The following is a 14190-nucleotide window of genomic DNA, read 5'->3' as shown; positions in this document are numbered from 1 at the left end:
TAGGGGGAACGACAATAAGAAATGCAGGATAAAAAGTTATTACATTATGCTTTCGATGAATATATCATTGGGAAAGCATCGTCTTTTAATAAGCAGGAATCATATTTTTATTTTCGGAATAAGAAAGAGACGGAAGAAAATGTATTTGAGATTTGTCGGTATGCGATACGAACATACAGTGGATTGAAAATGGACGAATTGAAAGATGGATTAACAGAAGAACGTCTGGAAGCACTAAGATTAACGAAACTTCTGAAAAAGATTTCTTATCCGCCGGAAGTAAAAGATAAAAAGCTGGCCTATCTGTTGAACTGTTTCTATCCAGAAATCTATCCGTTTGATTTTGCTGAATGTGTGGCCAAATATTATGAAAAATTACTTGAGAGCAAACACCAGAATTTTCCGGATATCTATTTTGACCGCCAAGCGGGGCGGGAACGGGTATGTATATGCCTTAACCATCTTATTCGGACACGGTTGAGTTATGAGAGCATCGATCAGTTGTATGAGCTGTTTTCAAAGAAAAAAATACATACATTTTTAAAAAAGTACAAACTTTATACGCTTTGTTATCATCATTTCACGCTTTCGGTTGATTTTTTGCATGAATCGTTAGCCGACAGCCAAAAGAATGAATTTTTACATCACTATTATTTATTTGAATCAGAGTTTAAAAAGGAAGTACGGAAAAGAGAGGCTGAAAGTTGAAAAATAAAAATGGCAGGAAAGCAATCATCATAAAATTTGTTATGATTGCCATACTCATGGCTATATTATTAATTTTTATGAGGACGAATGTTTGGAGAGAGGACCTGGATAACAGGAAAGAAAATGACCAGATTGTGCAGCAGGATATGAAAGGAATATCAGAAGAACAAGGCGAAAGTGAAATTGCTGAAAGCAGTAATGCTGAATCTGGGAAAGAGCCGAATATAATCAGTCAGGATATACGATATTTTCTTGAAAACTATATTGAAAATATTGAAATGAGAGAATATGACATCTCAATGATCGGCAAAAATGTTTATTTAAATGATTTTTCTATTGGAGAGCGTGAAGAACCTGATGGACGATATATACTGGAATTTATGAGTATCGATTGTGAACATTGTCAGAGGAGCATGTATTACATTGAAGAATACAGCAAGCTGGAAAACAGTTATCCGGTGGAAATCTATTCTTTTCAGGATGATCCGGTGGATATCGAACAATGGCTTGCAGAAAATGAAAAAGATGTGAAAATACAGCCGGCAATTAAGTCAGAACTGGAGAAAGTATTAAACATCAAATATATGCCGTGTTTTCTGTTTGTGGAAGACCACACAGTAAAACTTGCGTTTACAAATGAAATCTCATCAACAATGCAGTTTGACCAGATGCTGGATCTGGCTTATGGAGGAAATGATTATGCAACAGAATGAAAATACCTATGACGTATCAGATGTTTATAAAAAAGAAATATTCCCCAAAATAATAGAACTGAAGATGATATGTATGGAACATAAGATTCCGATGATCTTCTGTGCTGCCGTTGGGGAATCAGGTACAGTAACAAACAGTGAAACAGAAATGATTTCGGCTGAAACAGCCGGCAGGACACTTTCCGATGATCCGATTGCGAAAATGGTCATGGGTGTCCTTGGAACAAACAGGAATGAATAAAGAGAGGAAAAGCATATGAAAAGAAAACTTATCACAAAATTACTTATCCTTGCACTGGTATCTAGTACCAGTGTGTGTACCTTTGCCGGATGTGGAAAAAACGAGGCATCCTTTAGCAGCAGTGCGGCAGCAGAAGCACAGACTGAACCGGAAACACAGTCAAAAGGCGGATCTTATGATTTCTTTTACAAAGATGATCTTTCAGAAAAAGATTACAATGCGATGTGCGACATGATAGAAGAACGTTTAAAAGCACTGGATCAGGATAGATATGTAAAGCTGAAAAAGGATTATAAGGAAAAAATGATCCATGTAACTTTCACAGAAAAAGCAGATACGACATTATTCCCGTCCGCATTCTGTAAAAACGATTTTAAAATCACAGACACGGATGGAAATGTCCTGATTACACCGGAGGACGTAGAAAGTGTGGAAATTTATGATTACCAGGATACCGGATATCTTCATTTCAAATTCAAAGAAGCAGGAGCAGCCAGATTATCAGAAGCAACATCAAAAGAGAATCCTGTCCTTGTCTATTGTTTAAATGGAGAGCAGGTAAATGAAACACAGGTCATTGATGTAATTTCAAATGAGTTATATACAGCCGGATTTGGAAACCTGTTAGATCTTTTCCTGATATGTATTCAGAAGGGGCCACTCCCGGTTGACCTTTTCTCTACATCACAGCTTTATGAGGGACAGGAAAGCCTCGAAGATATCCAAAATTCCAATGCAGACGGTGCAATGGATACACCATCTGAGGATACTACTGCAAATGATGCCCAGATTGAAGAAAATACGGAAGGTCAGGCGCAGGAATCTCCTGTAACAGAGGCAGGAGCAAGTGATCAGACAGAAGAACCCGTGCAGACAGAACCAGCACAGACAGAACAGCTGGTACAGGAATAAAAAAGAAAGGATGAATCAAATATGTTAAAAATTTTTGTGGCAATTTTTGTATCAATTTTTCTTTATTGTATTGTATCGTTGATTGCAAGTTTTTGTAACAGCCATAACAGAATGGTTATTGGGGTAACTGGTGCATTGTTTAGTATGATTGCTATTGCGGCGCTACATTTGTTCTGTAGACCATATGTGCCTTCTAGGATGTACCGGATAGCCTTTATAGTATGCGCAATATCGCTTATTCTGTCATGTGTTAATTTCACTCGGGGTATCTTGCATTGTGAAGAAAGATATTAATGAGTTTGTGGCGGAGTAAGAAAGGTAATAACAGATATGTGGGTAAAAAGAGGCAGTTTTGTGGAGTTATGTCTAAAAGACAATTCTATCATATATGGCAGAGTCGATGATATCATTATTGATAAAAAAAAGATGGAAGATGGGACACGGACATTCTCGTAACACCGATGGATAAGAATCATACTGGAAAAAGTGATTCGGTAGTAATTTCGCTGTCATTTGTAAAAGATATGACATTGAAAAAGTTTATATAAAAACAGAATATATGCAAAAATCTGTGTCACGGTGGCACAGATTTTTATTTTTTTATAAAAAGTAAAAAAATGTAAACCAAGCGGATTACAAATTTCAATAACTATAATATAAAACAGAGAAAGGAGATCAAACCAATGCACAATAGAATCGTAAAAGCATTAAAAGGTGAGCAGGGTTCTTCCAACATGGAGATTATCGTATGGATCGCAGTTGTTCTGGTAATTGCTGTAGCATTATTCATCCTTCGTGACAATATTTCTACATTCATTAACAACGCTGCAAACAACATCGGTAACAACGGTGCTAACCCGGGTAACTGGGGCGCTCACAACTAAGTATGTGAATCCTAAAAAGTGTTTCAAAAAAGCTGTTCTCATTTCTGAAAACAGCTTTTTTGTCGTTGAAAAATTATCTATGGAGGAAAAAGAATTTTTCAAAAATATGTTGCGGAATAGCAGTGAAAATTCGTACTTAAATATATAGGAAATTAAGGAGGAATGCCAAAAAATGAAAGCAAGACGTTTGAAGCTGATAGCGTTGATGACAACTTTGGGTACAGCGACCGTAGCAGCACCGGCTGTAACGGCACATGCAGCATCAGTAGTTGAAAGTGAAACTGCTGGTAATGATGGTATCGTGTTACAGGAAGCCGGGGATGGTGATATTGGTGAAATTGAACCGGGAACAGGAGATGGACCAGGCAGTGTAGAGGAAGAACCTGTTGGACCGGAGATGACAATAGATTATGGATTTGTCACCTTAACGGCAAATTTTACAGGAACACAGGAAGAGTTTGAACAGATTTTTAGAGAATTATCAGAAAGTGATGCAAAAAATATCTTATCAAATCTGAATATTCCAGATAATAAATACTTTGCTGCTTTTAAATTGGAAGATCCGGCATTGATTGGAAAAATGAAAAATGCCAGATTGACTTTGAATGATACCAGTGCGGGTAAAAGCATTCAGGTAGCATTTTTTGATCCGATGAATGGATATAAAATCTCTACGATCAATGCAAATAATCCATCTATGGAGATACAGTCATTACCATCTTACCTTGTTGTTACTTATGATGTGGCTTTGGAAAAAGCAGATTACAGCAAGTTAGAGCAGTTAAAAGATTACCTGACAAGTGACCGTATGCAGAAATTCCGTAACGAAGATCAGATGAATATTTATCAGGTGATGGGGAATATTCAATGGGATCTGACAGTTAAGGACCAGGATACGGTAGACGGGTATGCGAAAGCATTGCAGGCAGCAGTAAATGAAGCATTGTCTCATAAAGCAGATTACAGTTATATTGATGCTCTTATTGCACATATTGATTATTCTCTCATGTCAGAGGAAACAGCACAGACACTGAGAATATACCTGGATGGGCTGGATCGTACAGTCTGCAATGAAGATTATATGGCAGTCATGGAATATGAGGTACGTTTCCAGATTGGAGATGCTTATGGGATTGGACTGCTTGCAGATTATGAGGCATTATATAAAGCTTTGGATCTTGTTCCGGCGGATCTTGAATATAAATATACAGCTGAAAGCAGAGAGGAAGTGAAAAAATATCTGGATCAGGTCACACTCAATCTTCCAGATTGGCGGCAGGATGAAATTGATACATTAGCAGGAGAACTTAATGATGCCATAAAGCGTCTGGTAAAACTTCCGGAAGGTATCACGATGGGGGATTATACCCGTTTAAATGAGTTAAAAAGCCAGTATGAGAGCCTTGATCCAAATAATTATACATCCATATCATTTGACCGTCTGAGAAATTATATGGAAGCCATTAAGTGGAATCTGACAAGTGAAAATCAGGCTCAGATTGATGCCTATGCAATTGATGTAGAAAAAATCATGGATGAACTGGTAGAAGTTACCGATGCAGATTTTACCGAGTTGGATAAAACAATAACAACCGTACCAAGTGACCTGGAAAATTATACCAAAACATCCAGGGAAAATCTGAAAGATGCATTGAATGCGTTGAATGACATCTATCAGTTACGTTCCGACCAGCAGGAGGAAATCGACGGTTATGTAGAAAACCTGAAAAATCTTATCAGCCAGCTTTTACTTCGGGCAGATTCGACGGAACTGGATGAACTTTTGAAAAAAATCCCAACCAATTATAAAGAGATCTTATCTGATGCAATGATTGAGGAAATTGACTATGTTCTTTCCAGTGTAAGTGATTATGAGGATGTCACAGAGGAAGCGGTCATGCAGGATTATGTCAAAATCGTAAAAAACTGTATTGAAAAGATCTCATATGGTGATTACTCAAGAGTTGACGAGAAAATCAACAGTATTCCGGCTGATCTAAGTATGTATTCCGATGAATCTGTACTTGACCTTATGGATTATATTGCGAATATTGACCGTAGCCTTTTACCGGAGGAGCAGGATATAATTGATGCCTATGTGGATGGCATACAGGAAAAATTGGATGCATTACAGTATCGAAAAGCAGATTTTACCCTTGTGGATCAGGCTCTTGAAAATGTTCCGCCACGTTATCTTGACTGGTTTGATAATAACGAAGAACTGCTGCAGTTGTTACTTTCCATAGACAGAAATCTGGATATTACACATCAGGCAGAGGTAGATGCACTTGCAGATAAGATCAGAACCGCAACAGAAAAACTGGTTTTGAAACAGGCAGATTATTCAGGAATCCAGGAAGCGATTGCAATGGTACCGGAAGACTTGTCAGGATATTCCGAAGAAAGTGTATTCCAGTTACAGGATCTTCTTGCTAATATCACCTATGGACTTACGATTGACTATCAGGAACAGGTAGACAATACTGCGCAGGCCATAAAGGATGCGATTGCTGCATTGCAGGTACAGAAAGCAAATTATGATGCATTGAATGCAATCCTGGAAGACGTACCGGAGAATCTTAATTTATATAAAAATGGGAAAGAAATCCAGAAGATCCTTGATGAAATTGATTATGGACTGAATGTATCACAGCAGGCTAAGATCGATTACTGGACAGATCTGTTGACGCAGGAATTACAAAAACTGGAATATAAAGACGGAGATTATTCCGGACTTGATGATGTCCTGGCCAGAGTCCCAAATGACATGGAAAGATGGTATACCGCTGATTCCATTCAGAAGGTGTACGAGGCGATCAATTCTATCATCAGAGGACTGGATATCAGTCAACAGGATGAAATTGATGCCATGACAATCGTTGTTTTAGACAGTATCAACCAGTTAGAATATCTGCCGGCTGACTATACAGAATTGAAACATACCATGACACTTGTTCCGGAAGGATTTGAAAACCTTTATACGGAAGAATCTGTGAATGCGCTGAAACAGATTCTGTCTGAGATTGAAGATGGATTAAATATTACACAACAGGCAACGATTGATGATTGGAATGCAAGTCTTTTAAGTGCAATTCAAAACCTTGTTATGAAAGGTGCTGACTACACAGATATGAAGAAATTGCTGGCTACACTTCCAGAAGAATATGAAAAATATTATGATGGGGCAGATGCCGTAAAAGATGTGATTGCCAAGATTGATTATTCCCTTGGAGCGGATAAACAGGAACAGGTTGACCAGATTACGGCAGAACTTCGCGAAGTAATGAATCAGCTTACCGTAAAGAAAGCTGATTATAGTGAATGGAATCAGCTTGTGACACAGGTTCCGGATGACTTATCCCTTTACAAAAATGGAAATGAGATCAAACAGCTCATGGATTCCATGGACTATACACTGGATATTTTCAATCAGGATATGGTTTCGGAATCAACGGCCAAACTCAAAACGATGCTGAAAGAGCTGTCTTATAAAGACGCAGACTATACAGAACTCAAAAAAGTACTTGAAACCGTACCGGCTGATTTATCCATCTATTTGAATACAGATCATTTGAAGGAACTGCTGGCATCTGTATCATATGATAAAAATATCACTCAGCAAAGTGAAGTGGATGCACTTACAGATAATATTCGTACAGAAGTGGAAAAATTGACCTTAAAAGCTGCGGATTACACCAGACTGCAGGAAGTGATTGATACTATCCCGACAGATTATGAGGATTGGTATACAGAAAGTACGGTCAGTGAAGTAAAAAACACACTTGCTTCTATAAACTGGGATCTTGATATTACAAAACAGGGAGAGATAGATGTTTATGTCGAAAAACTGACTGCTGCCATCCGTTCCCTTCAATACAAACCTGCTGATTATTCCGAACTTGAGAAAGTCATCGCCAGTGTACCGTCTGACCTTAGCATCTACAAAGATGTATCAGCATTAAAAGCGGCTTTGGAAAATGTGGAATATAATCTTGAGATTACACATCAGGAAAAAGTAGATGCTGTGACAGCAGACCTTAAAAAAGCACTTTCAGAACTGGAACTGAAAGAAGCAGATTATGGAATGATTAAGAATATGATTGATTCACTTCCGGCTAATATGGATGAACTCTATACAGAAGATTCCGTAAAAGCAGTGCAGGATGTGATCAATAGTATACCGGAAAACCTTGATATTCTTTCTCAGGAAGTAGTAAACGGCTATGCAGAAAAACTGGATGAAGCAATCCGTTCCCTGGTGTATAAAGATGCAGATTACAGTGAACTGGATAAAATCTTGCAGGCAGTGCCGAAGGATCTTAACCTTTATGATAATACGCAGGATCTGTATAAAGCCATTGACAGTATTGTAAGGGGCAAAAACATTACCCAGCAGGATGAAGTAGATGCTATGGCGGCAGCAGTAAGAAGCGGACTTGCAAAAATCAGTATTAAGCCGGCAGACTACAGTAAACTGGATGAAGTCTTAACGACGGTTCCGAAAGATTTTTCCGTTTATAAAGAATCCCGTGAGGTAGAGAAACTTCTGAAGGAAGTGGATCGAAACTTATCAATCCGTGAACAGGAAAAAGTAGACACTCTTGCGGAAAACATCAGAAATGCCGTAAACAAACTGGAATACAGGGATGCAGATTACAGTAAACTGGATGAAATCATGCTCTTGGTACCGTCCTCTCTGTCAGATTACGATAATACAGAAGAGTTGGAAAAAGCATTACAGATGGTTGTACGTGATAAAAATATCACCCAGCAGGATGAAGTAGACGCTATGACAGAAGCAGTCAAAACTGCACTGGACAAGATTACACTGAAATCTGCAGATTATACAAAACTGGATCAGGTATTGGGAAAAATCCCGGCAGATCTTACTTTATACAAAGATACAGCAGAGATTGAAGAATTACTGAAAGAAGTAGACCATAAGCTCAATATCAGGGAGCAGGAAATCGTGGATTCCCTTGCAAAACGTCTGGAAGAGGCCGTATCGAAACTGGAATATAAGGATGCTGATTATAAAGCGTTACGGGAAACCGTCAGCCAGATCCCAGATGAAACTGTATTGAATTTATGTACCTATGAAAGTGTGAAAAAGGTAAGGGACATCCTGACATCTGTAGACTGGTCCTTAAAGATCATTGCACAGGATGAAGTAGATGCATGGACACTGGCTTTAGACAATGCAATCCAGTCCTTAACCTATCTGGATGCAGATTACACAGAACTGGATGCTGTCCTGAAAAAGATTCCTGCGGATCTGTCAAATTATGATAATACCGAACATTTACAGTCTGTACTTGGTAATATCAAGCACAATTTAGATATCCGGCAGCAGGAAAGCATTGATACATGGTGTAAAGAGTTAAAACAGGCTTTATCAGAGATTACAGAGAAACAGGATCAGAACATGTATGAACTGAAAAACGAATCTGAAAAAGCGTTGAATGATGAAATAACATCCATTATCGAAGCGGTGGCAGCAGGCAACTATAGCGGAAATGCTGTTTCTAAGGACACACAGGCAAAGATAAAAGATGCATTGGACAATGGTGACTCTATCCGGGCAGTCGTGAAAGCTACTGAAGTAAAAGCAACGGATCTAAGTGAAGATGCATTGAAAATATTACAGGATAAGATTAATTCTGAAAAAATGGGACGTATCTCATTCCTGGATATTTCAGTATTACTTACTGTCAATGGTACACCAATCGGAAATGTGACGGAGTTGGAAAATCCGCTGAAACTTTCCCTCAAGATTCCAAAGAAATACTTAAAAGAGGGCAGAACGTTCTATGTAATCCGTTACCATGATGGGGATGTGGAACTGATCAAGTTGGAAAACAAGGATGGATATGCTTCCTTCTACAGTGACAAGTTTTCAACTTATGCATTTGCCTATAAAGAGGCAGAATACAGTGAAAACACCCATGACAAGAAACCAGACGATACACCTGCTCCAAAAGCAGATGATAAAACAGGAAATACAAAAAATAATGTGACACCTTCTGTAGAAGAGATGATAACAACTTCACAGCAGACTTTTACACCTGCTCCAAAAACGGATGATATGGAAGTACCGGTATGGGCGTGGGCAAGTGTTGTATTATCCGGTGCTGCGATTATCATCACTGGAAAGAAAAGAAAGACAAATAAAAATCTGTGCCACAATGACACGAATTAATGACATGCCTGAACGATGGGAGGCGAACAGGACATGACAAGATCAGAAACAACAAAATTTCTGGGTGATCTGCTTGTGAGGCAGTACCTGAATGGTTTTGGAAAACACTGGGCCAGTGAGGTGAGTGTTGATCCGTGGAGCAATAGAGGAAAGCGTGTAGATTATATGCTTTTTGAGCCAGAAAACCAGACGTCGGTGTCTGGCATTGAAAAAGGAACCTTTACCTGCTACGAAATAAAAAGCTGCAAAGAAGATGTTTACAGCGGGAATGGTCTGAATTTCCTTGGTGAAAAAAATTATATGGTCACTACAATGGAATGTTATAAAGAAATTCTGCCGGATATAAGAGGTGGGAAATTTGTCAATCATTTGAAAGAATGTTTCCCTGAATCTTCCAGTCATTATGGCATCATGGTTGCTGTACCTTATTATCAGAAGGCGGTAGATGAATTTGAAAATCCGACACCATTAGATAGTACAAAACACTGGAAACTGGAAATCGTTTTACCATGCCATTGCGGTTCAAGAAGCAGATCAATGACAGAATTACTGTTTTGTATGCTGAGAAGCGGACGTTAGAAAAACTGAAAGCGCAAATAAAAGGAAGTCTTTCCCAATTACTCATTAGAGTAATAGGGAGAGGCTTCCTTTTTACTTCAAAATTTTTTTATTATCTTGGATTGCGAAGTTATTAAAGTTTTTAGTAGATATGTATAAGGATATTTCTGTTGGGACATTTTTGGTGATCTCCACAGAACATATAGATTCAGGATGACTAGACACAAGGGAGTGAGAAAGATGGAGATTATGAGAGAAGAGGCGAGTATCAAAAAGATAATAACATTCCTGACATTATTTATAGGATGTTTCTTTATGCTTCTCATTTTTAAACCAACAGATGCATTGGCAGCCAATAATACATATTATTATGAGAACATTTCTATCAGGGATGATGGAAAGATTGTAGGTGATTTACATAGCATGGTTTCTGGAGGTGGTTCTGGAAATTCATATACTACTTCTGCTAATCATTTAGGAGGAAGCGTCAGTCTGTCACATGATTTTGGAACAGTTACTTATAGTTCTAGCAAAAGTACAGTAACAGCTTCCGGCTCAAAACATGGTACCGGATGTGATATTTCATGGACTTATAAATGTTCGGTTTCCAGTGTTGGAACACATACTGGTAGTGTGACGATTACAGTATCATATAACACGAGTCCGACCAGTGGGAAATCATTCATTTCTAAAACCATTAAGTCTTCCTATATTACAGTAAAGGTTGTCGATACGGTAATTAATACGAATACAAGTACCGAGTATGGAAATAAGACGTTATCAGCCACGCATAACGGTGGAACATTGGTAGAAGGGCAGACAATTACAAATTATACAACAACGCTAACGACACCATCCCGATCAAAAACGGTAAAAACCTATGCCAGTGGTAAAATCACAACGAATTATGGGGCCTGGCAATATTCGGCACAAAATGTTTCTGGAACGCTTGGCAGCTATAGTACAGCTGTAGGAACAAGGAATGTTACCGTAACATACAATGGCTTGTCGGCTCAGATGTCTGTTACATGGGCGGAAAAGAACATGACAAAAATAGAGGTTCAGTATGTAGGCACGCCATTGGTAGAAGGATCAACAGTTCCAAAGGATAAGATTCAGATCAAGGTATATTTTGATTATGGAAACGTAGCAAACAGTACATCAGAGATTATTTACGCAAATACAGTGAACAGTAAATATAAGGTGTCACTGACAAACGACAGTGTATGGTGTGGATATAACACCAGTCATAACACAGTTCAGGTAGGTGTTACCTATGAAGGAAGGTCTTCGATTACACTTTCTGGTTCTTGTAGCGTGGCAGGATATCACAGAGCTTTAGAATCCATTTCTGCACAGGTAATTGACAGTGGAAATATCAAAGCATCCTCAACCGGATTGAATGAAGTAACATCTATTTCAAGCAGCGTGATTCAGATTACCTGTAAATATACGAATGGAACGTCTCAGGCATTTACACTAAATAATCCAGATGCTATTTCGGAAACATGGATGTCGGCTGGCAATAACCAACGGAAAACAACGAATCCGAAAGCATATGTAAAGAACAGTACTTCGTCGCTGATTTACGGTACAGACAGGTCAACAAGTACAAATGACAGCTCATTTATCACTGCGGAATGGAGAAGCCTGCCAACGAATAATCCTGATAATCCAAGATTGATGGAGCTTAATGTAAGTGTTACTTATACCGGAGAATCTTATTCTAATGGTGCGATTGTAAGTAATGAACAGACAAAATCATGCAAAACATATCTGAAAGTTTATAAAAAAACTCCGGTCAGCATGAAAGCTGAATATCATAACAGTAAAGAAAATGACACAAATACCGTAATGGTCGGAACGGAATTTGATCCGGCTGATGTTGATTGTGTTGTTTCATATGATAACGGTTCCAAGATTGTTTTGTCTGGAGGACTTACTTCTTATAATCCGAAAAAAGATTTAACCGGTGTGATCATAAGTGGATATTCTAATGGATATGAGATGCATATGTATTCACACGAACGGCTTGCAGATGATGAGAGTGATAACATAGATCTGGATTATGCGGATGGTATGATTGATGATTATCGCGTTTATTATATCGGAGATAACGAATGGCTGATATCTTTTGCGGAAAATGGAAAGACCGTATATGCAACGTTTGTTATTTCTGCTTATGAATCACCAATCGTTTCCATCGAAGCAGAATATGTTGGTCCAAAGGTTACAAAAGGACTTACTTATTCACCAGCGAATGTTATTATCAGTGCACATTATGAAAATGGCACTGTTGGATATCTGAAAGGATATAGCAATAATGTAACATTGATAAATGAAGCAGGAAAATCCGGGGATGCCGGACTTACCGTTTCAAAAATTGGAAAAAACACCTATACCGCAAAAGTCCAGTCGTGTCAGGATACTTTTGAAGTAGAGGGTATCAAGGCAGTATTAACATCTATCTATCCATTGCGCCTGCCAGATACCATCTTTTATAACGAGGGCGATGATTTTGATCCGAAAGGTATGATCATCATGGCAACGTTTTCGGATTATACCGAAGGACAGCTTTTGGATGGACAGTATGAGATACTGGACGGAACAAATTTAAAAGCAGGTCAGAATTATGTAACGATTTCTTATACCCTGGATGATATTACCTGCACCACAAAAGTTGAGATATTTGTAGAAGCAGGACAATTGGAAGCACTGGAAGTAACTGGTGATCTGAAAACAAAAATTTACGATCCAGGTGATACTTTTGATCCGGCTGGATTGATCGTCAAAGCAGTTTATTCTTCTGGGGCAAAGAGAACTCTTTCTGAGACAGATTATAAAATCATAGGTGGTGATCCACTAAAAGACGGACAGACGAATGTAACACTGAGTTATACAGAAAAAGATGTAACTGTTACGGCAGTGGTGGATATCAAAGTCCGGCCACGGCAGTTAGATCACATTGAGGTCAGCAGGGAACCAAACAAAACAGCTTACTATCCGGGAGAAAACTTTGATTCTACTGGTCTAAGCATAACTGCAGTCTATACGGATGGTTCAGTAGCAGTTGTTACAGATCAATGTATCATTGAAAATGGAACAAACCTGAAACTGGGACAAACAAGTGTTTCCTTCCGTTATACGGAAAATGGCAGGATCAGGACAACCTCTACACCAATTACGGTATCTGATGCTAACTTAAATAGTATGACGGCTTTGTATCTGGGTGATGCAGTACAAAAAGGTTCCGCATTTGATTCGTCTCTGGTTGAGATAACACTTCTCTATACAGATGGGAAAACAGAAATTATCAGTGGTAATAAAGAAGGTGTTACTTATTCCACAATGATCATCACGAGTACCAATCAGCAGATAACAGTAAATTATAGAGGATTATCCTGTACTATGCGTGTTCCTATGGCAGTCAGTGGAGATAACCAGCCACACGAAACGCTGGATGCGTTGTATTCGTATGCGGACTGGAAAGAGTTCTTTACCATCAAGGAAACAAGAAGCGTAGAGGATTACTACTATGTTGATGAATATAAGATCGGATATATTAGAAAAGGTACAGAATCACCGGATGCAATGGATTTTGATGTTCAGGTCAAAGCAATCGGTGGTGGCATGGATGAATGGTCTTCCTGGTACCATAGTGATGAAATCCTTTCCATTGGTGGAAAAGAATTTACGCAGATGAAAGTCGGACTAATTGGAAACAGCAGTATTGAGCTGAACGCAGTTATTAATGGGGTAACCTACAATAACCTGACTACAGCAACTACATTGAAAAATCCTACTACGGTAAGATTTTCGCTATCCGGTAAAACGGATAAGAAAATCCAATACCGGGTATTTTCAGACAAATATGCAAGTACAAAATGGTATGACGAAGGAACAACAGCGGGATATAACGGAAGTGTTATTACAGGTATTGAGTTCCGGTTTGTAAAGAAATAAAGAAAGGAAGGG

The 14190-nt window shown here is 38.6% G+C and carries 8 protein-coding genes; all 8 read left to right on the top strand.

Annotated features, from left to right (window positions below):
• The first annotated feature begins 21 nt into the window (after positions 1-21).
• The 8 genes from DXB15_RS03630 (at position 22) to DXB15_RS03595 (ending at position 14178) form a co-directional block, all read left to right on the top strand.
• On the top strand, positions 22-708 hold the full coding sequence (locus tag DXB15_RS03630) for a hypothetical protein (protein WP_118702064.1): 687 nt from the start codon (positions 22-24) through the stop codon (positions 706-708).
• Positions 709-854: 146 nt separating this feature from the next.
• Positions 855-1421 (top strand): hypothetical protein, encoded by a 567-nt coding sequence (locus DXB15_RS03625; protein ID WP_147404757.1) that lies wholly within the window; start codon positions 855-857, stop codon positions 1419-1421.
• Positions 1408-1662, top strand: a complete 255-nt coding sequence (locus DXB15_RS03620) for a hypothetical protein (protein WP_118702062.1) — start codon at positions 1408-1410, stop codon at positions 1660-1662. Before DXB15_RS03625 ends, DXB15_RS03620 begins: the two co-directional genes overlap by 14 nt.
• Positions 1663-1677: 15 nt before the next feature.
• A complete protein-coding gene (locus tag DXB15_RS03615) occupies positions 1678-2574 on the top strand; it encodes a hypothetical protein (protein ID WP_118702061.1) in 897 nt (298 codons plus the stop codon).
• A 683-nt stretch (positions 2575-3257) separates the two neighbouring features.
• Positions 3258-3458: a hypothetical protein gene (locus DXB15_RS03610; protein WP_118702060.1), complete on the top strand. Its 201-nt coding sequence runs from the start codon at positions 3258-3260 to the stop codon at positions 3456-3458.
• A gap of 172 nt (positions 3459-3630) precedes the next feature.
• The gene (locus tag DXB15_RS03605) at positions 3631-9657 is read left to right on the top strand and encodes a hypothetical protein (protein ID WP_118702059.1); all 6027 of its coding nucleotides are present in this window, start codon (positions 3631-3633) and stop codon (positions 9655-9657) included.
• Positions 9658-9690: 33 nt separating this feature from the next.
• A complete protein-coding gene (locus DXB15_RS03600; RefSeq protein WP_118702058.1) occupies positions 9691-10236 on the top strand; it encodes a hypothetical protein in 546 nt (181 codons plus the stop codon).
• Between the two features lie 294 nt (positions 10237-10530).
• A complete protein-coding gene (locus DXB15_RS03595) occupies positions 10531-14178 on the top strand; it encodes a bacterial Ig-like domain-containing protein (protein WP_158582185.1) in 3648 nt (1215 codons plus the stop codon).
• The last annotated feature ends 12 nt before the right edge of the window (positions 14179-14190 follow it).

The organism is Roseburia sp. OM02-15, from assembly GCF_003481835.1.
Classification (GTDB): domain Bacteria; phylum Bacillota; class Clostridia; order Lachnospirales; family Lachnospiraceae; genus Eubacterium_I; species Eubacterium_I ramulus_A.
Note: the sequence above shows the minus strand (reverse complement) of the source record. Positions and strands in the feature narration are given on the sequence as shown.

Excerpts from the sequence above, each read along its gene's own strand:
- DXB15_RS03630 (WP_118702064.1), top strand. The coding sequence starts at position 22 with ATGCAGGATAAAAAGTTATTACATTATGCTTTCGATGAATATATCATT.
- DXB15_RS03625 (WP_147404757.1), top strand. The coding sequence starts at position 855 with ATGAAAGGAATATCAGAAGAACAAGGCGAAAGTGAAATTGCTGAAAGC.
- DXB15_RS03620 (WP_118702062.1), top strand. The coding sequence starts at position 1,408 with ATGCAACAGAATGAAAATACCTATGACGTATCAGATGTTTATAAAAAA.
- DXB15_RS03615 (WP_118702061.1), top strand. The coding sequence starts at position 1,678 with ATGAAAAGAAAACTTATCACAAAATTACTTATCCTTGCACTGGTATCT.
- DXB15_RS03610 (WP_118702060.1), top strand. The coding sequence starts at position 3,258 with ATGCACAATAGAATCGTAAAAGCATTAAAAGGTGAGCAGGGTTCTTCC.
- DXB15_RS03605 (WP_118702059.1), top strand. The coding sequence starts at position 3,631 with ATGAAAGCAAGACGTTTGAAGCTGATAGCGTTGATGACAACTTTGGGT.
- DXB15_RS03600 (WP_118702058.1), top strand. The coding sequence starts at position 9,691 with ATGACAAGATCAGAAACAACAAAATTTCTGGGTGATCTGCTTGTGAGG.
- DXB15_RS03595 (WP_158582185.1), top strand. The coding sequence starts at position 10,531 with ATGCTTCTCATTTTTAAACCAACAGATGCATTGGCAGCCAATAATACA.